The organism is Haladaptatus halobius (genome assembly GCF_020618475.1).
Taxonomy (GTDB): Archaea; Halobacteriota; Halobacteria; order Halobacteriales; family Haladaptataceae; genus Haladaptatus; species Haladaptatus halobius.
Window position 1 is genome coordinate 330,038 of record NZ_CP085337.1, and the last position, 21,261, is coordinate 351,298.

Here is a 21,261-nt window from a genome sequence, read left to right on the forward strand (position 1 = left end):
TCGCTGAAGGATGCTGATAGACGGGTTGGCTCACTGTGCTTGACGATACTGACGGCCAACAAGCGGATCTGCGATAGAGCGCATAGTCCCCACGGAAGTCTACGGGCGTCAAACAGCGTATCTAGAGTAGGTGGAAATCTTGATGGCTTCACAGGTGAACAGTCTGTAGAGTAAAACATGAAATTCCAGCTCACAGAGCCCCAACAGACACTTCGCGAGGACGCCCGTGAATACGCACAAACACAGATTAAGCCACAAGCGATCGACCTCGATCAAAACGAGGAACACCCGAGCGCGATACTGAACGAACTGGGCGACCGTGGATATACGGGCATCACGCTTCCCGAGGAATATGGCGGGATGGGAGATGGACTGGTTGAACTCACACTCCTTATCGAAGAGTTGTCTGCTACGCTCATGTCCGTTGCAAGCACACTCGCCCTTCATTTAGGCGTTGCAACAGTCATCGAACGGTTCGGGACTGATCAACAGCGGAATCGGTATCTACCGGAGATGGCGTCATACGAAACGGTCGGTGCTCTCGGATTGAGCGAGGAGAACGCTGGGAGCAACAAACTGGAGATGGAAACGAGCGCGCAACAGGATGGAGATGCGTGGGTGTTGAACGGGCACAAGCAATGGATCACCAACTTTCTGCACTCCGATTATGTTCTTACGTACGCGAAAACCGGCCCTGACGATGAGGTGCCGCACAATATCAGCGCGTTTCTCGTTCCGAGCGATGAATTCGAGGTAGAAGAGGTCTGGGATACGCTCGGTGCGAAATCCGCTAAGTCACCGAAAGCAACGCTCTCTGATGTCCGCATTCCGAACCATCAGATGGTCGGCAATGAGGGTGAAGCGTACGTTCAACGGAGCGAAATCAAAACGAGCGTGAACGTCCCCGCTCGAGGTGTCGGCATTGCCCGCGCTGCGCTTGATGACACAGTCGAGTACACGAACCAACGCGAACAGTACGGCCAGACCATCGCTGATTTTCAAGGTGTGAAGTGGGACGTTGGGAAGATGGCAGAACGGGTCGATACGGCCCGACTGCTCACGCTCCGAGCAGCCGAGATGGCTGATCGAGGCCAAGAGACACCTCGAGAGTTGAGCATGGCGAAGGTGTATGCGACACAGGCCGCTGTTGACAATGCAAACGATGCAATGCAGCTCCACGGCGGCATTGGCTACACGAACAAAAAACATGTCGAACGATATCTTCGTGACGCTCGTCTTCTGACAATCGCCGGGGGGCCGAACGAAGGTCACAAGGACACACTCGCTGAGGCCGTCTACGAGGCCCATCCCAGTACATAGAGTACTCATCGGTGAGTATAACGTAGGGCACCAACGGTGGGCCTCCGGGCATTTCCCATGCTGTTATACTTATGAAGGGAAGAACGCCTGAGGATACAGGGACAGTGTATTGTCAATAAACGCCATCTCCCTGGGGTGGTGTGTAAGGGAATTATACGACTATGACTCGGAGACAGCGCTCCACGAATACTTGACGACCGTCCTCGCGCCACTCATCTCAAAATCGAAATTATCGGTGAAGAGCAATTCCCAGACCGATCGCAATGGGACTTCGCAATTTTACCTGATGATGAGAGCAGTTCGCTACAGTATTACGATATCGACCAGCTACGGTGAGCCCAATGGCGAATCTTGAGTCTAATCAGCCATCCAACTCAGCAAAAACCGAAAACGTAGTGAACCAATTGACGTACATAAACGCAATCAAACCCAACTCTCTCGCCCATGAGAGCAAAGTAAACTTGACCGTCTCATCGCCGTCAGTGAAAGTGTACGGACAGTCGCTCACCCGCTCGAAATCCAGGCTCTTGAGGGATGAAAAACCACTTTCACTGTGGTGATGGCTCGCGACTATGGCACTTGCAGTAGAGTAGAATATATGGCTCATTCATCGCCAGTAACTGTCGAAGCGCTTGACGACACGGTCACCTGCAAGTTTGATGGGTTCGTTACCGTGCTGCAGCCTGAATACGATGAAGAGAGTACCAACAATCAGGGCTGGACAGTGGGTGGGTAATTTATTATGTCGACTGAAACCGACGAGATAGCCCAACAACGTGCACATAGAACTGACGATGAAACGCCGGAAAACTGCGACTGTGACGACTTAGGCGGTTTCCCTTGTTGGGAATGCGTTCGAACAGGTCGGAAAGAACTGCCAAGCTAATCTTCATCTCCTTCCTAATTTCTACAGAAAACGCAGCGAGAGTGCCTCGGGGCTTGACTCCGAGGGTGAATCGCGTAAGCTTGATTCAGACATGCTCCGTGCGGTTGATGTACCTCTCCACAGTCCGACTGCTCATTTCCCTGGCCGTCCCCACATAGAACGAGCATTCCCAAAAGCCGCCGCCCCAAAACACTCTCGCCAATAACGATTCGTGCTGTTCCCACATCTCGTGCGGTGAAGCGCTTGATTGTTCGCACAATATCGCTCGGGGCGTGTTTGGGGTGAGCCGACAGGAACAGGTATACGTGGTCTGGAGCAATATGCAACGAGAGAACGTCGTATCCGTACCGTTCGGCCACCTCTCGGATACTCCGTTCCAACGACGGCTCAATCTTATCGAGGATGGCATGGCGGTACTTCGGACACCAAACGAAGTGATAGTTAATTGTATAGACAGTGTGGTTTCCCGTCGAACTTCCATACTCTTAGTACGTATTGGAAACGCTTAGGCAGTGTCAGTACGTACATGGAGTGTGTCACGGAAGTACACAGTAACGGTTCCAGACGACCTCGGCGAGTGGCTGGACGACCAACCACATCTCTCCCCAAGCGGATTGCTTCAAAAAGTCATCCGCGACCAGCAAGAAAAAGAGGCCGAATAGTCAATGGACCTCACGCTTCGATTTCGCGCGTATCCAGACGAGGAAACCGCCAGCGAAGCGTGGCGACATATCGAGATTCACCGACAGATACGGAATCACGCCGTCCGCGACTACTACCGTTCACCGCGGAACGACCGTCCAACCGCCTACGACCAACACTCGAAACTCACCAAGTGGAAACGACGATGGCCGACCTTTGCGGAAGTGTCGGCTCATGCCGCCCAACAGACGGTCTCACAGATACAAAAGAACCAGAAGGTGCTCAAAGAGCACCGAAAGAACGGTCGCAAGACAGGACGGCTCAAGTGGCAAGGTGCGGGAGAGTTCAGGTCGGTAGCGTACCAGTCCGAAGGCTTCAACGTCAATCACACGACGGGCCACGACTTTGGCACGCTCACCCTCTCGAAAATCGGCGAAATACCGATACGAGCACACCGCGACTTGCCCGACACGGAGAACGTCAAACGGACCGTTCTCAAGAAGGAACGGACGGGCGACTGGTTCGCCTGCTTCGTGGTCGAAGTTGAATCACCCGAGAAGCCCGACCCGGCGGACATCGACCGTTCCGATTGTATCGGCGTAGACCTCGGTATCCAGTCGTACATTCACACATCCGACGACCTTTCGGTCGAATGTTTGGACTTGGAATCAGAGTACGAACAGTACGCCCGCGAACAGCGCTCGCTCGACCGCAAGCAACACGGTTCGACCAACTGGGAGAACCAACGCCAGAAAGTTGCACGAGCGAAACGACGAATCCGCTGGAAAGTGCTCGACTTTCAGCACAAACTTTCGACGTGGCTGGTCAAAGAGTACGACGTAGTGGCGGTCGAAGACTTAGATGTGATGTCGATGCTCGAAACCAGTCAATCGGCGAAAAACAAGCAGGACGCTTCGTGGTCGCGGTTTCTCGACCTGCTGGAATATAAAGGCGAACTGTACGGAACCCACGTCGTTCGAGTAAACGCCCGAGGAACCACGAAAGAGTGCAACCAGTGCAGTGTGGAAACGTCGAAACCACTGTGGGTACGGGAACACTCGTGTCCGGCGTGCGGCCACACCGAAAACCGGGACTTAAACGCAGCAAAGAACATCCTCGACAGGGGACTCAACAAACTATCTCTTCATGTAGGGCCAGGACGGTCCGAATCACCGCCTGTGGAGACTGTGCTCCCTGCGTTCGCTCGTCACTCGGGACGGGTGGATGCAAAGCACGTCGTCGAAGCAGGAAGCCCCGCGGCTTGACCGCGGGGTACGTTCACAATCGGACGGACTCGTACGCAGATCGATTTCTGCTGACCAGCCCTCATGCCGGTGCGATGGTCCTGGTACTCGTCGGCGCACTGCTGATGGGCTGGATGCTCGTTGAAATTTCACTTCTCAATCCTTCTAACGGATTCAAGAGTCCGATCAAGCAGTGATCGTACCTCTCCTCGATAATGACGGGATCTGCCGTCGCCTTGAACGTCGGATTCCTACGTGTTGAGTAGCCCGTCGAGTGCCTTCCGAAGGTCGTCGCCGACGTGCCAACGTAAACAATCCTACAGAATGCTCATGAACAAACGCTAGTGAAGGCAAGCAATTATAGGAGTGGGCGGAATCAATCATAAATACGGGAATCTGCAGAGTATGCTACCAGAACAACGGAAACGAGAAATCGTGGAATACGTCTCGAAACAAGACGGTTGCTCTGTAGACGAACTCTCACGAAAAATGGGCTGTTCGAAGGCCACGATTCGGCGTGATTTGAACGATCTCGAAGAAAGAGAGCTGATCGAACGTTCTCACGGAGGTGCCGTCCCAGTTACCACTGTCGGCGGTGAAAAAGCCTTTCGAGAGAAAAAGGTACAAAGTCTCGAAAGCAAAATTGCCATCGCGGAACGCGCTGTTGAAGAGATTCATCACGGTACTGTGGTCTTCTTCGATTCCGGGACGACGACTATGGAAGTCGCGAAGAAAGCACCCGCAGAAGATTCGTTTATTGGTGTTACCAATTCCCCACTGATTGCACTTGAACTTCGAGAACAGGGGGGCGAAGTGCAACTCACCGGCGGGTCGCTTCGTCAACGGACATTAGCACTCGTCGGCCCGACGGCTGAACGGTTCATGGAATCGTCCAACTTCGACATCACATTCATTGGGACGAACGGTATCGACGAGGAGGGCTTTCTGACGACTCCGAATGCCGAGGAAGCGCAAATGAAGGAACTCATGATAGAGAATACGAAACGAACCATTCTCGTGTCTGACGGCGGGAAACTAGGGGAACGGAGCTTCAAGCGGTTCGGGACGCTCGACGACGTGAACGCCTTTGTCACCGATGAAAAGCTATCGGATAAACACCGCAAGTGGTTCGAAGACGCCGACGTTCGTGTCGTTGACGAAGCAACGAACTAGCGTTGTGAACTACCCCGACCACAAGGGTCGGGGCTTCCTGGTTCGGCGTCAGAACTTTCATCGTCATACTGGACGACAAAGCGGTTCCAGACTCCACAGGCGTTCTCCCGCGCTGGGACGATTCGGCCCATCCCCTGCCTATCGTGTTCGATGGGCGTTCCGGAACGCGTCGAATCGAACGCCGGGAGTTTGTGCAACTCCCGTGCTTACGTCCGACCGGGCCGCGCGGCCCATCTCGTCCAAAGAAACAGGCGGTCGGACGATAAAAGCTTACGTGATTCACCCTCGGGGTCAAGCCCCGAGGCACTCTCGCTGTATTCACTGTAGATAAAACGGTGTTTCGACTGGGTAGTGACTGATCCAGTGCACATCAGCTCCTATAAACCGCAACTTTGAACAAAAGCATCCACAGTCAAGACTCTATCGCGCATATCGGCGGGATGGCGGAGGACGAGCCTCCAATGGAAATGTTTCGATTCTCGACCAGTGCTTAAAAACGTTCGCTGGTCTTAGCTGAAGAGCCGTTTGAGTCGGGCGAACAACCCCTTTGAGGGATCACCACCAATTTGTTTCTGTTCTCGTTCAGACGTATCGTTCGCGGACGTATCGTCACTGTCACGCGACTGCAATTCGGTCTCGCCGACTGACTCGGATTCGGCGAGTTCAACGGCTTCACGGATCAGACCCTCGGCGTCATTGACGGCGTCTTTGACGGTGCCCTTCACGAGTGGTTTCTCCTCGAAACGGTCGCGACTCACGGCTGTGTCGGCTGCAATGATGACTGCGTCGGCCGCCTCGATCTCTGCGGCAGTGAGTTCGTCTTGGGCACCCATCGCTCCTTGAACTTCGATGGAGACATCGTGCCCCATCTTTTCGCCGTTCGTTTGCAGGTTCTCTGCAGCCATCTGACTGTGTGCGATTCCAGTTGGACAAGCTGTGACTCCGACTAATTTCATTGGTCTTTGATAATGTTTGCGACGTCGCTTCTTGTGTTCACGATTAGGGTACGCGCCGCGACGTCACGGGCGCGCGTCTGATCGGTAGTCGATACGTTTGCCTTCACTTCCGGGATAGTAACGGCGCTCATACTCAATTCGTCAAGTCCGAGGCCAACGAGTAGCTCGGTCAAATCGGGGTTGCCGGCCATTTCGCCACACATACCGATCCACGCATCGTTGTCGTGCGCAGCCTCGATACTCCGATTGATTGACCAGAGAATCGGCGGGTGTAGTGGGTCGTGTAAGTGTGCTACATGCTCATTTTCGCGAGCAGCCGCCATGACGTACTGTGCGAGGTCGTTCGTCCCGATACTGAGGAAATCGATACGTGCAGCAAATTCGTCGGCATTAAAAACTGCGCTAGGTGTCTCAATCATCACCCCTAGTTCAGGGACGGCAAAATCGACCCCTTCGGCTTCCAATGACTTGCGAACTGCGTCGACACGGTCGAGTGCTGTATCAAGTTCGTTGACCGTCGAGACGAGCGGAAACATCACGCATAGAGTTCCACCGTCGGCGTCTGCCGCCGCTCGCAGGAGCGCTCGTAACTGCGTTTCAAAGAGTTCCGAGTCCGAACCGAGCGATCGTCGAATCCCCCGCTCTCCAAGGAATGGGTTCGCCTCCGATGGGAGGTCGAGATACGGAATCTGCTTATCGCCACCGATATCGAGCGTTCGAACGACAACGCGACCGTCTGGGAAGGTCTCCAGCGCTTCGACATACGTCTTATACTGTTCTCGTTCGCTCGGTGGAGCCTCCCGATCGAGGAAGAGGAACTCCGTCCGATAGAGACCAACTCCGTCAGCACCCTGCTCAACGGCTGCCGATAGCTCTGCGGGGCGACCGATGTTTGCGGCAATTTCGATCTCAGTGCCGTCGGTCGTCGCGACACCGTCGTGTATCGCCTCGATGTCCGTTTCGGTTTCGACAGCGGCGACCCGCTCATCACTCGGCTCAGCGATGATCTCGCCCGCCTCTCCATCGACGATGACGCTCGCACCGTCGTCGACGGTTGCAAGTTCTGAGCCGATTCCGACGACTGCTGGTAGTGCGAGCGACCGGGCGAAGATGGCCGCGTGCGAGGTTCGTCCACCAGTGATAGTGGCGAATCCAGCAACCCTGTTGGGATCCAGTTGGGCGGTATCACTGGGAGTGAGGCGCTCAGCGAGAACGACTGTTCCTCGCGGCAGTTCAGCCAGGTTCAAGCGCTTGCCACCGGTGAGGAGGCGAACAAGTCGGTCACGGACGTCCCGAAGGTCGTCTGCACGCTCGGCCATTCGACCGTCCATTTCCTCGAACTGCGCAATTGGATCTGTAAACGCCTCCTGGACAGCGTGTTCGGCTGGTATTCCCTCGTCAATTTCGGTGTGAACACTGTCGTCGATCTGGGGGTCGTGTAGGAACTGGATGTGTGCGTCGAAGACGGAGGCCTCTTCCTCTCCGACACGCTCAACCGTTCGGTCACGTTCGGTCTCGAGTTCGTTCTGTGCCTGCTCTTGCGCCGTCTCGAAACGGTCGTGTTCGGCCGATCGGTCGGAGGATGGGACTGTTTCGATTTCGTTCCCGTTGGCGAGAGCAGCATCCGGTCGGTACCAGATGACGGTTCCAGTCCCTTTCCGGGGCGTCGCCCCCGTTCCCGCAAACGTTCGTTCGTTCATGTGTCGGCCAGTTCGCCCTCTGGAGTGGTCAACACGCGTTCGAGCGCATCGAGCGTCGCTTCAGCGTCGTGACCATCAGCGACGAGGCGGACTCTCTCACCACATTCTGCTCCGAGACTCGTGATGGCGATCATACTCCCAGCGGACACAAGATCGTCAGAGTCGACGCGACAGATTTGCACGGTAGCGTCGTACTCATTGACTTTTTCCACGAACTTTGAAGCAGGTCGTGCGTGTAACCCCGCCTCCGGGACTATTTCGACGATTCGCTCGTTCATGCGACCGCCTCCTGAAGTGCGTTTTGAACATCCTCGGGCATCTCCGCAGTGTAAAGATCGTCGCGCACCTCCTCGTGCATGAGTGCCCGCGAGAGTGAGCTAAGAATCGTGAGGTGGTCTTCGGCACCCGATTCGGGAACGAGAATCATGAACAGCAGTTTCGCGGGTTCATCGTCCATTGCTCCGAAATCGATGCCATCGGTCGAGCGGGTGAACGCAACTGATGGCCGTGTGACGGCATCCGTCTTCGCGTGCGGAATTCCGATACCCATGCCGACTCCGGTGGTTGTCTCCGCCTCACGAGCAAACAACGCTTCGAGCGCCGCATCGCGATCGCTCACTCGGCCCGAGTCCACGATGAGATCCAATAGATACTCGATACAAGCCTCTTTCTCGTTCGGTGGCTCGTCAAGCGAGATGTGCGATTCCGGGATCAGGTCGTCAATGTCGTCTTGTTCGATGGTCGTGTTCATTTGTTCAGTAGTCCTCTGTTGTGGTGATTAATCGTCTGTTTGTGTGGCGGTTGCAGCGTCTGTCGAGCCGACCGTCTCCTCAAAGTCGCTCTTGAGGAGGGTGGCAATCGTAGCGGTAACGATGGTACCGAGTGTGATACATCCGAGGAACAGAAGTGGCTGATTCGATAGCAGGAAGACGAAGATGCCACCGTGCGGTGCTGGCATGGTCACACCGAGTGCCATCGATGCAGCCCCACCGACGGCACTGCCAGCCATAATGCTCGGAATCACGCGAAGCGGGTCGGCAGCACCGTACGGAATCGCTCCCTCTGTGATGAACGCGAGGCCCAGCGGAACAGCGCTTTTCGCGTTTTCGTACATTTCGGCGGTGTATTTCTGGGGGGCGATGAAGTTCGACAGCGCCATTCCCAACGGTGGAATCATCCCCGCAACCATGACGGCAGCCATCGGTTGGTAGATCTGCTCGGTGATTAAGCCGACTGCGAACACGTACGCGACTTTGTTAATCGGCCCACCCATGTCGAATGCCATCATCGCACCGAGGATAGCACCGACAAGCAGCGCCTCACTTCCTTGCATGCTCTTCAGGAAGGCTGTCAGCTCCGCGTTCGCGATGGCGACAGGTACCCCAAGCACGAAAATGACGATGGGCGAGAGAACCGCCATCGTCAATACCGGGATGATGAGGACGGGCATCATCGGCTGGATCATGTTCGGAACGTCTCGTTGCTTGATCCAGCGAGCGACGTACCCAGCCGCGAGTCCGGCAACGAGTGCGCCGAGGTAGCCCGCACCAGCAGAGCCACCCTGAAGGCCGATTACGCCACCGGCCGCTTTTAGGATATTCCCCTGTTGGATGATGTATGACAGTAAGAAACCAGGCGCCAAGCCTGGGCGATCAGCGATTGCATACGCGATATAGGCACCTAAGATAGGCACCATGAACGTCAGTCCCGCTATTCCAATCTGCGCAAGGAACCAGTCTGGTCGACCAGTCGCGTCGAAAATCGTCTTGGTTGCTTCTGTTCCACCGAGGAACGTCGAGAGCGCGTACCCTAGTGCGAGAAAGATTCCGCCGATGGTAACGAACGGAATCATAAACGATACCCCTGTCATTAGGTGTTCTTTGACCGAAGTGACGTGCGAACGGAGTGCCCCTTCAATCGCCTTGTTTGATGTCATTGGAGTATTCCATCACTATCATTCATAATACTGTTCAATAATATTTTTGGAATTGATTGTTTCATATCGTTTCGTGCGGATTTTTCACAGGTTTGAAAACCCTTCGTCGACGGGACGATACAAGACGGAAACGGCAGTCAGAAATCATGTGATTAATGTGCAATAACCGTCATCTCTTCGACGCTCGCACGTACGTTATCAAGCGTCGGAACGCTGGTTCCAGAGACACCGACGACACGCGATGCGACAGCAACACCAGTACGGAGTGCTGCCTCGTCAGTTCCATCGCGTTGTCGTTCGGCGAGGACGCCCGACAGAAGTGCATCTCCAGCCCCAACGGTATCGATGACCTCAACGTCGAGTGCCGGAGTGTAGAGGACGGTCTCTGGGGTTGCCATGATTGCTCCATCTCCACCAAGAGACGCAACGACACGCTCGAATCCCTGTTCTCGGAGGCTACTGGCAGCCGAGAACGCATCCTCAAGGGAGTCGATATTCTCACCGGTCGAGGTGGCTAATTCTGTCCGATTGGGCTTACATAGAGCGTACTCTGCTTCAAGATCACTCAGAACGTCGCCGGCGACGTCAACGACAGTTTCCCACGGGCCTGCCTTTGCGATATAGTCGATGGTCGCCGGGTCGACGTTAGGGGGGAGACTACCCGCGATAACGACCATCTGTGGGCTGTGTTGCTTAATCGTCTCGATGATTAGTTCGACAGCAGTATCATCGATGGTTGGCCCGTTTTGATTAATTTTGAACTCCGACTGGGGAGTCAGAATCGTCGTGTTTAGACGAGTACAGCCAGAAATACCGACAAAATCGTTCAAAATATCCTGGGTCGTTAGCCTCTCTTGCAAAAACCGTCCCAGAAAATCGCCGACGTAGCCGGTTGCCACTGTCTCGACCTCTAGTTCGACGAGGTACTTTGAGACATTAATTCCCTTGCCGCCGGGATCGAACTGTGCATCTTCAGTTCTTGCGACAGTGTCGGACGTAAGTTCGTCCTCGAGCTGGAGTGTGTGGTCGATCGCAGGGTTAAGTGTGACTGTCAGTATCATTGAGAACTCCCCGCGAATACACTCGGTAGACGTGTAACGATCCGTTTTGATCGTCTTACTCCACTCATTGTCGTAGTATCAGCCGAGCACCCCGTCTCCGGTAGCTCCTCCGAACACGGTGTTCTCATGCGCATCCAGATTGTCTTTGTCGTTGCATCCCAGTCGACTGTCGTTCATTGAGAACATCTGTTCGTACTATTGCGAGAATAGTCCCTAAACGATGCCGAATGAGTTCGTTACTATGCGTTACTCAGGAAATTATGTGCTTAGCGAAATTCGCTTTCCACGAATCTCTGAAAGATGTGTACTTCTGTTCTCGTTCTACGCCTCGTTGATCACATCCCTGACCTTGCTCGACTCGATTTGTGAAGAACTCTCGTTCGTAATCACAATCGACGAGTCTACGCTTTTCATGTCAGACATCATTTACGACGTGGTATCCAGGATGTGTAACCTCGGAAGAGTCGATTACTCCACCTATTTTCCAGTTCGACGGGCGCCCGTCAATGTGATCAAAGAGACCTGTTGTAACGCACCCCGTCTCCGTTTTATCGTTGTTCGTCATGATTGCTCTTCTGTGTAAGTACGATCATTTTAGTACAGGCGTACCAGTGACTGGTATTCGAATGGCACTTGACTGTACCACCACACCCTTCGCGCGTTTAGCGAGGGTTGGAATGAGCATGGAAACGTTGCCGATCCTTTCTGGTGGTTTTTAAGTAACGGTGTTCTCCTTCACCGAGTATGATAGCATGGAAAACGAAGGGGTACTTGTGAACTACCCCGCCCTGCTCGCGCTAGCGCGCTCGCTGAGGGCGGGGCTTCCTGCTTCTCCGTCGCGCTTTTTTACGTCAAACGGACGCACAGGGAGCGCAGACTCCACAGGCGTGGATTCGGAGTGAACCACTCCTATTGGCTCGATGGAGGAATTCCACGGGCTGACGCACGCTTCTTGTCGCGTTCGAACGACAGCCGTCCCTCCCACTCCCGCAAGGAGCGAATCGCCTCTAGAGGGGCGGTGAGCGAGTCAGGAGCGGAAGCACGGAACGTCCATCTTACTACCCTCTTCGCCCGCCGGGGTAGTAAGAGTCTTTCGTACAGTGAAAGTAAACGAAGACGGACGCTGTATCCCCTCCCCCCTCGCTCGCTTCGCTCGCTCGTTGAGGAAGGGGGCTTAGCGTCCTGCACCGCACAAGCTAATGGGGGATATGGTTTCACAGGGTACTGCGCCGTTAGTGCCAATGGGCACCTCAAGGGGAGAAATACGAGCGTAAAACCACCGTTGTTAGCCGCAGGAGGTGGGCAGTTTCGATACTTGTAGGTCAGGCCTTTGCCTTCTTTTCACCCATCTCACTCTTGCTTTGCTTGCCGTCGTTCTTGTTGACTGCAGTCGCTTCGGTGACCTGTACGTTCTCGTTGACCTGATAGTTAACCTGCTCTGCCGATGCGTTGCCGTCGTTTGCGGCGAACGCGATCGCACTATGTTGCTCGTTGACGTTCAACTGTTCGACGTATTGCGTCTGCGTGATATCGACGTTAGCAATCTGCTGGTTACCGCCAGTATCGTAGGAGACCGCCCACGATCCATCACCCTTAACGTCCGTGCCGTTCAACACCCCTACAGCTTTGCGAGAACCGTCTTCGATATTCACCGCGGTCGCCGACGCGACCTGAGCGTTGAAGTTCGCTTGGTAATTGGCCTGAGTAGCCGTCGACTGGCTATCATCGAGGGCAACAGCAACGGCCGCGTTCTGCATACTGAGGTTTTCTTGGCCGATGCTCTGGATCTGTTCGATGTTTGCCGACGCCGCCTGCTTGTTCGACTGCGTCGTGCAGTCCTGCTTTCGCGTCATATCCGCCTTCGAGAGGTCACCCTTTATTTTAGCGCTCGAAGTAATCTCTTCCATCGATTTCGGATCGAAGTTGATCGCCGTGGCGTCCGCAACTTGCTTGTTTCCGTTGAACTGACAGCTCACCTGCCACGCCTTCGCGACGCTTCCTTTCCCGACGGCGACCGCAACGGAAACGCCCTGCTCGTTGACGTTTAGCTGGTTGACTTTCTGAGACTGTTCGACTGACGAATCAGCGCTCTGACTGTCACCGTCACCGATGTTCACCGCGGTAGCGTCGGCGGCCTGGACGTTCTTGTTCTCCTGATAGCTCCGCTGATACGCACGGGCGTAGCTCTCATCCTCAGCAATCGCGACGGCTGTGTTTTGCCGACTGTAGTTGAACTGCTCAACTTCTTGCTCTTGGTCGATCGTCGCCTCGGCGGACTGCTCACTCTCGTAAGCATCGTCACTGACGACCCAGCCCGAGAACTCTCGGCAACTGGATTTCTCGGCGAAGACGACGTACACGTCCTTGACGTCCTTGAATTTCCGCCGTTTCTTCTCTTTTGTAGCGTTTATCGACTGCGCACTACCAGCTTGGGTGTTTTCGTTGTTCTGGTACGTCCGCTGAATCGCCTGTGCGTCACCGCCATTGATGGCGATTGCGACGGCGTTACCCTGCTGATTAACGTTGAGCTGGGAGACGTCTTGATACTGAATGACTTCCGACGAGGACTGCTGTGAACTTGCCTGAATATCTCCCTTGTTGTTTTCGACCCACGATTCGAGGTCGGACGAGGAAGGCTCCGCACCGAAGACCAGATACACGTTCTTTCCGTCCGCGTGCGTGACCTTGTTCGACCCTGCGTCCGAGTCCGTCACCGAACCTGAATCGAGCGCTGCACTCGTTTTGCTGGAGCCGTTGGTAAGAATACCGGCGCCGATTCCGATTGCGGTGATTCCTTTGATGTAGTTTCTGCGTTTTACCTTGTTGTCGCGACCGTTGTTTTCTCGCATAGTGCGACATAGGAGAAGATCGGTTCACACTTCGTTATGTGCCGACTGATTCCAATACTAATGCAGTAGACGGTAATTACTACATAAAACTTGGCTAAATACGGACTTTCATCGAGAAAGTTCTGTCCATTTCTAATGTTTTAACTATTCTTATTATTTTAATCTAATATGACAGTGACGGTGATAATGAGGGGTAGAAATGATATCTGCCCTCACTTGAAACCTCGAGGAACTCGTTGGTGTCGACACCGCTATTTCTCCGCTAGTACGACTTCGAGGAACGATGGGCGCTCGTACGCTTGACTTTTATCGAGGACGCGAAGCACCATCTTTCTAGTCGACGTCGGCCTAGGTCGTGCTATTCCGTCGATCACCCATTAAGTGCGAAAAATCACTGCATCGCGAGTATTTGCCATTGCGCGAAGAGGAAGGTCTAGCGTCGTGCTGATGTTCCCAATCGATATTCGCTACTCCCGATCCCTCTTTGATTGGTAGTAGTCCCACGCTTCGTCGGGAATCTTCAACATGATTCCACAGTGGGGGCACGTCGCGGTCTGTACGTCGGGTGCTTCGAATAGTTCACGACACTCAACACACCTCCACTCAACGCAGTCGTCGTCTCCCATCGTATGAAAACCTAGTTTCTCGTGAGTCGTATCGTTGGCGCGAGGTACGTTACCATTCGTCGATGGTGGGAGTATTAGGATTAGTTGGTTGTATCATCTCTTAGAGAGCCACTCTACGAATTCGAGCACTTTGGCAATGGGAAGTAGAACGGCGAAGTGAACTACTCTGCCCTACCGCGTTCGGGGCTACCCGCCCCTCACTTGTTGCGGACGGAGCTTCCTGTTTCTGTGTCGGAACGTGCAGGAACCGGTCCCACAGCGTCCACAAGAGCTTCGCTCTTGTGCGGCCCATCAGAACCGTCGGTTCTGAGGACGGTTCCAGACTCCGCAGGCGATGGCCCTTGACAGGCGGTTTGGAGTGTCCCACTCCTACCGGCTGGACACTCGACTGGCGCGACCAGTGCATGCGTGTTCTTGCATTCAAACACCGAACGTATTGCAGTGAGCGTCTTACTACCTCGGACGACAGCGACGGTAGTAAGGCTATGGCGTACAGTGGAAGTGACCAAAGACGGCGGGTGTATCCCCCCTACTTGCTCCCTTCGGTCGTTCCTTGAGGAAGGGGTCTTACCCGCCTGAAATTCAGATAAATCAACGAGAGGAAACCAAATACGAATAGTGCGAGGATTTCTTCGATGCGTGCTAGTAACTTCATAGGCATTATCTTCGAACAGCTATCCTGTTGCCTTCGTCGCTACTCGTCCGAAGAAGACGAATTTCATTCCGAGGGCAAGCGCAAGGTGGTCGGCAGTCCGCGGAAGTTTGAAGATTAGTATCGGGATGTGGACCATCGCCATCAGTAGGGCACTGACGAGCGAAAGGAGAATCTCGTCTTCCTGCGTTCTATACCGCGGTATTGGCAGCGGATTCTAGTCTAGGTATTGTTCGTCCGTCACTGTGCTAATCCTCGTATGACTCGTAGATTATCGTAAGCCTGCCGGGAGATTCGTGTTCAGCCATCGTCCGTATTTTCCTGAATTCGTCAAGCATTTCGTTTGGCTGTTTCTCTCCTTTATTGACGACCACAGATTCTTCTCGGAGCGAATTGTATATTTGCTCCATGATCAAACTCACAGCGTGGGCATCGGATTCCGAATCAATTTCAAAGGTGGCTTGGCGAGACTCCATGTGAGACCTTGTTTCCGCAGTACCAAATCCTCACTGCTGAATTGTTTCTCATCTTTATCGTTTGCTGAAGTCATGACTTCAGACGCGTAGCCGACCTCCACTCTCGAAACGGTACTCCCGACTTAGATAGTGGGATCGTCGAATTCGAGAAGATGTTCTTCGATCTCTTTGCGCTCATCCTCGAGCCAGTCTGGAAGCGTCAGGGTGCTGCCGAGTTCGGTGACGTTCTCGTCGATCGTGAAGCCAGGGCCCATCGTCGCGGCTTCAAAGAGGACACCACCGGGTTCGCGGGAGTAAATCGAGTGGAAGTACTTGCGGTCGATAACTTCGGTCACCCTGAGTCCGTGTTCGGCGAACACGCTGCGCCAACGCTTCTGTTCTTCGATGTCGGTCGCTTTGAATGCGACGTGATGAACTGTCCCAACCCCCATTCGACCGCGACCTGCGTCGGTCTCCACGAGATCGACAATCGACCCCGGTCCGCCGCCATCCGCACGATATCGTCGACGCCCCTCCGTTTCGGCCTCGAGTTCGAAGCCAAGGACATCGGTAAGTACTGACGCAGTTGGGCCGACCTCTGCAACGGCGAGCGTGATACTGTGAAATCCGCGGAGTTGATGATCAACAGAAACGGGGCTCCCTTCCCACGGCTCGGCAGTGGTTTCAGCGTTCGCGCTTGCAACGAGTTCGAGACCGATTCCGTCCGGGTCGCTGAACCTGAGCACGGTATCTCCGAACCGGGTCGTTCGCCCGATGTCGATGCCCTCGGCTTCGAGCCGATCAGTCCAGTAGTCGATTGACTCGGGACGAATCAAATAGGCCGTGGCAGTGGTCTGTCCAGCACCGAATCGGCCCTGTCGACCACCGATACTCCACGGGAAGAACGTGATGTTTGTCCCCGGCGTGCCTTCACGGTCGCCGAAGTAGAAGTGATACGTTCCCGGATCGTCGTGGTTTACGGTTCGCTTGACGAACCGCAATCCGAGTGTGCCGACGTAGAAGTCTGCGTTGCGCTGTGGATCACCTGCAATCGCTGTCACGTGGTGCAGACCAGGGGTTGTCAGCGCCATCGTACTGGAATAGGATTTGAGCGAGTATGAGTTCTGTGGGCACGGATATCACCGCACACTTATTTATTGAACCCGGAATTTTCACTATCCGATCGGGTTTGTCCAAGAACGTCTCGTACATCCACTGGAGTACGTCGTCAGCGTACGAGAGATCGTGTTCTTCCGAGAAGCTGGCATCTCTCATCAGAAGCCCAGTCCCGCGGGAAGCATTGACGTCGGTCGTGAAGAAATGAAGTAGAGTAAAGGGATAGGGTCGGGGAACAACAGACATGGAGAAAGAACAGTGGGTGACCGATGGCAAAGCTGCATTCCGATCAGTATTCGATGGCGAGCCCGACTGTATTTCGGTAGCACCCGGACGTGTGAACCTCATCGGTGGGCACACCGACTATAACGATGGCTACGTGCTTCCCGTTGCAATTGACCGTCACACAGTCGTCGCCGGTCGTCGTCGACCCGACCGGACGGTCGTCGCTCACTCACAAACCCTCGCGAAAACGATACGATTCGACCTCTCTTCGGTCGAGCAACAACGAGACGCTTCGTGGGGCGAGTATGTCGCCGGCGTCATCGATGCTCTCAACACTGAGTCAAGCCTCGGAGGTATGGAGTTCGTGATTACAGGCGACATCCCACTGGGGGCGGGGGTCTCTTCGTCAGCGGCGCTCGAGCTCTCCGTCGGTGCCCTTGTCCGAGACCTCTTCGACCTCCAAGTAGACGACCGGACACTCGCCGATCGGTGTTGGAAAGCAGAAACTGAATTCGTCGGTGTCGAATGTGGCATCATGGATCAGTACGCCGCGGCATTCGGCAAAGCAGACCATGCGCTTTTCCTCGACTGCCAGGATCAAACACACGATGCTGTTCGGTTATCCGACGACGTCCGTATCGTTGTGATCGACACCAACGTGAAGCACGAACTCGCTGCGTCGGCTTACAATGACCGGGTTTCAGAGTGCCAGGAAGGGGTTGCCGAATTCGATGCTTTGCTTTCACACACGGTGACCTCGCTTCGCGACGTTTCAGTCGAGGAATTCGAGAGACACGCCGAGTCCATTCGCCAGCCCGTTCGAGATCGATGCGAACACGTAATCAGCGAAAACGACCGGGTCCGAATGGCTGCTGAGGCTCTTGAGAGCGGTGACTCAGAACGGTGTGGTACTCTCATGTTCGCCTCTCATGAGAGCCTCAAAGAGCTCTACGAGGTGAGTTGCCCAGAGTTGGATCTGGTTGTCCGCTGTGCACACGAGACTGAAGGAGTCATCGGCGCTCGAATGACTGGTGGTGGCTTCGGTGGATCCGTCGTCGCACTCGTTCGTCCCGACACGATTAGCTCGTTCGCTGAAACGCTGCACAAGGTGTATCCGGCAGAAACCGGTATCGAACCCGACGTCTACACCTGCCGGACCTCCGACGGCGTTTCGGTTTCAACTTCTCAACAGTAAGCGTTCGATCGTCGATTGCCATCTCGCTGTCGTACACCGTCCGCAGATCGGAGATTCGATCGCGGATTCGGCAGTCACTCTACCGATTTGCAAATAACGTGATGCTTAGCCGGCCAACTTATCTGTTTTAAATATCGAAACCCGACAGCACACAATCCTTGGCCGAGGAACAGCAGCAAGAGCAATTTGGCGGGGACGTCGTACGCCGTTAGTAGTTGGTGGACTGCCAGACTCGCGAGTATGCCGCCAATCATGAACCACGAAATCATTTTCACGGTCTGTCCGGAGGATACGAATTCAGTGAATCGAGCTTCGTTCGAACGCACGACTGAATCCTCCCACTCCTCTTGCCCTGACTCTTGTAGTGGCATCCTATCTTGCTATTGGATACCACGACATATGAAATCCTTGGGCGACTATCGGTTAAGTTCTTAATCAAAGTAATTGCAGAACAGTGATATTATCAGCGGTTTTGAGGGGGATGCTTCCCGAGACACCTCAGTGATTCCCTTCGATTCGGACGAGGGAGATCGACGGTCCATAAACTATCAGAATTTATATACTTTCGTCAGACGTCGAACTGACTGGCGGCAGTATCTCGAAAACGAGTCTGGCAGAGTCTGCGCTTGCGCTTAGTCATCAGCGGTTTGTGACCGATTCGTACCGGACGTTTCGTGCACACCGTACTGAGTGGTGATATACAGTTTATACTGAATTAGTGACTGATACTGCTATGATGATTTCCGAACTGTTCTTCGCAGCCGTGAGAGACGTGAACGATGCGGTAGAGTACAATAAACCGTGATGAAACGGCAGGTGAGAAGGAATAACTTTCGAGCACGGCGGCGACTGAAGAGGAGCGGTGCAGGCAGTCAGATGACCGAGAGACTCTCAGCCAACTCGCCGACGGCGAGCCAATACTCCCCCGTGTCGACGACCAGTTCACCGCGGGCGAACACATCGCCAAGCACGGTCGCGAGCGGAAGAATCGTCGCTCGAATATCGACTCGCTTGGTTTCACCCGGCTCAAGGGCGACGCGATTTAAGCCGACGACGACTTTCCGCGGGTAGAGCACCTGACCGTGGTCGCGGCCACCGTACACCGGGACGGCCGTCTCGCCCGCTCTGTCACCGGTATTGCGAACCGAGACGGATACGGTAATCTCGTCCGTCGCGGCGCGTTGCGGAAGCTTCGTCGGACGAATTTCGAGATTCGAGTACTCGAAGTCGGTGTAACTGAGGCCGTGACCGAACGAGAAGAGCGGCGTCTGATCCGACTCGGGGGGCCGATTATCGCCGGCCTCGTTGAACTGATCCGGCGGGTAGTTGTTGTGGAGATTGAGCAGTTGACCGGTTCCCGTCGGCCACGTGAACGGGAGCCGACCGCTCGGATTGTTGTCGCCGAACAGGGTCGCAGTGACCGCCGGTCCGGCCGCGGTTCCCGGAAGATAGGCCATCAGGGACGCCGAGAGATGGTCGAACACCGTCGTCCCCCGAGGCCGACCGGCCATGAAGACGCCCACGGTTGGTGTCTCGGTGCCCGCGACAGTCTTAACGAGTCGCTGTTGGGCGGTCGGGAGTTCGAGCGTATCCGTGTCGCCTTTCTCTTCGGCGTACGGCCCCTCGCCGAGGACTGCGACGACCACGTCGGCGGACTCGGCCGCTGTGCGCACCTTCTTTTCGTTCGTGAATTCCCGTAGACCGGTGGGAACGTGCGTGACGGTCGTCGACGCGGACGCCGCGTCGGTGATTCCTTCGAGAACGGTAACCGCCGGTGGCTTCGTCTCCCCGACACCCTGCCATCCGAGCGACCAGCCTCCCATCTGGTTCGCCACGCTATCGCCGCTCGGGCCGGTGACGAGAACCGAACCGACGTCGGAGTCAAGCGGGAGCGTGCCGTCGTTGGTGAGGAGGGTCATCGATTCTGTCGCCACGTCCCGCGCGAGTTCGCGGCTCTCGGAAACTACTTCATCTACCTTGGAGGGCTTGGCGTACGGGTCTTTGAACAGTCCGACGTGCTCTTTGAACACGAGGATGTTCGTAACCGCTTCGTCGATGCGCTCCATCGTGACGCTCCCCTCCTCGACGAGTTCGATGAGGCGACTCTGATAACCCTCGGCGGTGTCGCCCTCGATACCAGCGGCCGGCACCATGTACATGTCTACGCCGGCGTTGATTCCCAAACGGGTCGCCTCCTTGAGGTCCTCGGCGTATCCGTGTACCTTGATCATCCGATAGAAGTCGTGCCAGTCGGAGACCACCATTCCGTCGAATCCGAGTTGATCACGGAGGATATCCGTGAGGAGTTCTTTCGAAGCGTGCGCGGGAACCCCGTTCAGTGACCCGCTGTTGACCATCGCCGTCTCGGCCCCGGCGGTGAAACCTGCGGAAAAGGGTGGGAGAATTGTGTTCGTGAAGGTTCGGTACGGTAGCAGCGCGGCGGTACGGTCGTTCCCGTTCGCCGGTTCTGAGTACCCCGCGAAGTGTTTGACGGTGGCGCCGGTTCGCTTGTAGCCGTTCGTCTTCTCCTCGTACCCTCGAACTTTCGAGGCAACCAACTGTGACGCGAGGAAGGGATCCTCGCTGAATCCTTCGTAGAACCGTCCCCAGCGCGGGTCACGCTGAAGATCGGCGACGGGCGAGAAGTTCCAGTGCGTTCCGGTGACGCGCATCGTTCGACTCGTAATCGACGCCATCTCCTCGGCGTTGTCCGGATTCCATGTCGCACCGACACCGTGGTTGTGCGGGAAAATCGTCGCCCCTTTGAGGTTGTTGTTGCCGTGAACCGAGTCGATACCGTAAACGAACGGGACTCCTAGTCTCGTTTCCTCGACCATCGCCTTCTGCAGTTCGTTACTGGTCTGGGCGACCTCGTTCGGGTTCTTCGAGGTCAGGAACATGAGCGAGCCCGGCTTGTACTCCCGAAGCACCTCTGCCGCCTTGTCGGTCGGCACCTCGTAGGCCGCCATCTGCGTCATCTGGCCCACCTTCTCTTCGAGCGTCATCTCGTCGACGAGCCGCGTCACCCGGTCGCTCGGCGTCGCCCGTCCGGTGGCGACCGCCGACTCGCCGAGATAGCCTGCGAGCGCCGTTGCCAGGGTAATTCCGCCGGAGTTTTCCATGAACTGCCGTCGAGACGTGCCGTCTGTGGTATTCTTTCGCATACTATTGAAAATGGAGAAAGATAGTTAATCAATTTTTCCTCCACGAAATAATTCTAACCCT

16 protein-coding genes and 1 pseudogene are annotated in these 21,261 nt (G+C 55.1%); 5 read left to right on the forward strand and 12 right to left on the reverse strand.

Going from position 1 to position 21,261, the window contains the following annotated elements:
* Positions 1–177 precede the first annotated feature (177 nt).
* Positions 178–1,320 (forward strand): acyl-CoA dehydrogenase family protein, encoded by a 1,143-nt coding sequence (locus LIW51_RS25450; protein WP_227378921.1) that lies wholly within the window; start codon positions 178–180, stop codon positions 1,318–1,320.
* 971 nt (positions 1,321–2,291) lie between these two features.
* Here LIW51_RS25450 and tnpA read toward each other — a convergent pair.
* Positions 2,292–2,652: pseudogene (gene tnpA, locus LIW51_RS25455) on the reverse strand (IS200/IS605 family transposase).
* Positions 2,653–2,739: 87 nt separating this feature from the next.
* On the opposite strand from tnpA, the gene LIW51_RS38740 reads away from it, so the two are divergent.
* The 3 genes from LIW51_RS38740 to glpR all read left to right on the forward strand — a co-directional run bounded on the left by LIW51_RS38740 (position 2,740) and on the right by glpR (position 5,265).
* On the forward strand, positions 2,740–2,868 hold the full coding sequence (locus tag LIW51_RS38740; RefSeq protein WP_255767583.1) for a hypothetical protein: 129 nt from the start codon (positions 2,740–2,742) through the stop codon (positions 2,866–2,868).
* A gap of 3 nt (positions 2,869–2,871) precedes the next feature.
* On the forward strand, positions 2,872–4,113 hold the full coding sequence (locus LIW51_RS25460; protein ID WP_227378922.1) for an RNA-guided endonuclease InsQ/TnpB family protein: 1,242 nt from the start codon (positions 2,872–2,874) through the stop codon (positions 4,111–4,113).
* A gap of 384 nt (positions 4,114–4,497) precedes the next feature.
* Positions 4,498–5,265, forward strand: coding sequence for an HTH-type transcriptional regulator GlpR (gene glpR / locus LIW51_RS25465; protein ID WP_227378923.1), 768 nt, complete (start codon positions 4,498–4,500; stop codon positions 5,263–5,265).
* Here the strand turns inward: glpR and LIW51_RS25470 are convergent.
* The 10 genes from LIW51_RS25470 to LIW51_RS25515 form a co-directional block, all read right to left on the reverse strand.
* Positions 5,262–5,462, reverse strand: coding sequence for a hypothetical protein (locus LIW51_RS25470; RefSeq protein ID WP_227378924.1), 201 nt, complete (start codon positions 5,460–5,462; stop codon positions 5,262–5,264). The two genes, glpR and LIW51_RS25470, sit on opposite strands and share 4 nt — an antisense overlap.
* Before the next feature lie 312 nt (positions 5,463–5,774).
* A complete protein-coding gene (locus LIW51_RS25475; protein WP_227378925.1) occupies positions 5,775–6,221 on the reverse strand; it encodes a PTS fructose transporter subunit IIB in 447 nt (148 codons plus the stop codon).
* Entirely contained in the window at positions 6,218–7,921 is a 1,704-nt protein-coding gene (gene ptsP, locus LIW51_RS25480) for a phosphoenolpyruvate--protein phosphotransferase (protein WP_227378926.1), read from the reverse strand. Before ptsP ends, LIW51_RS25475 begins: the two co-directional genes overlap by 4 nt.
* Positions 7,918–8,199, reverse strand: coding sequence for an HPr family phosphocarrier protein (locus LIW51_RS25485; protein ID WP_227378927.1), 282 nt, complete (start codon positions 8,197–8,199; stop codon positions 7,918–7,920). The genes ptsP and LIW51_RS25485 overlap by 4 nt, the downstream gene beginning before the upstream one ends.
* A complete protein-coding gene (locus LIW51_RS25490; RefSeq protein ID WP_227378928.1) occupies positions 8,196–8,672 on the reverse strand; it encodes a PTS sugar transporter subunit IIA in 477 nt (158 codons plus the stop codon). The genes LIW51_RS25485 and LIW51_RS25490 overlap by 4 nt, the downstream gene beginning before the upstream one ends.
* 27 nt (positions 8,673–8,699) lie before the next feature.
* Positions 8,700–9,857, reverse strand: coding sequence for a PTS fructose transporter subunit IIC (locus tag LIW51_RS25495; RefSeq protein WP_227378929.1), 1,158 nt, complete (start codon positions 9,855–9,857; stop codon positions 8,700–8,702).
* Between the two features lie 152 nt (positions 9,858–10,009).
* The gene (gene pfkB / locus LIW51_RS25500) at positions 10,010–10,918 is read right to left on the reverse strand and encodes a 1-phosphofructokinase (RefSeq protein ID WP_227378930.1); all 909 of its coding nucleotides are present in this window, start codon (positions 10,916–10,918) and stop codon (positions 10,010–10,012) included.
* 1,322 nt (positions 10,919–12,240) lie between these two features.
* On the reverse strand, positions 12,241–13,767 hold the full coding sequence (locus tag LIW51_RS25505) for a hypothetical protein (protein ID WP_227378931.1): 1,527 nt from the start codon (positions 13,765–13,767) through the stop codon (positions 12,241–12,243).
* A 467-nt stretch (positions 13,768–14,234) separates the two neighbouring features.
* Positions 14,235–14,393: a hypothetical protein gene (locus LIW51_RS25510; RefSeq protein ID WP_227378932.1), complete on the reverse strand. Its 159-nt coding sequence runs from the start codon at positions 14,391–14,393 to the stop codon at positions 14,235–14,237.
* A 1,250-nt stretch (positions 14,394–15,643) separates the two neighbouring features.
* Positions 15,644–16,591, reverse strand: coding sequence for a ring-cleaving dioxygenase (locus LIW51_RS25515; RefSeq protein WP_227378933.1), 948 nt, complete (start codon positions 16,589–16,591; stop codon positions 15,644–15,646).
* Positions 16,592–16,860: 269 nt separating this feature from the next.
* Here LIW51_RS25515 and galK point away from each other — a divergent pair, with 269 nt between their 5' ends.
* On the forward strand, positions 16,861–18,036 hold the full coding sequence (gene galK, locus LIW51_RS25520) for a galactokinase (protein WP_227378934.1): 1,176 nt from the start codon (positions 16,861–16,863) through the stop codon (positions 18,034–18,036).
* An 872-nt stretch (positions 18,037–18,908) separates the two neighbouring features.
* Here galK and LIW51_RS25525 read toward each other — a convergent pair.
* Positions 18,909–21,200: a glycoside hydrolase family 3 N-terminal domain-containing protein gene (locus LIW51_RS25525; RefSeq protein ID WP_227378935.1), complete on the reverse strand. Its 2,292-nt coding sequence runs from the start codon at positions 21,198–21,200 to the stop codon at positions 18,909–18,911.
* Between the last annotated feature and the right edge of the window lie 61 nt (positions 21,201–21,261).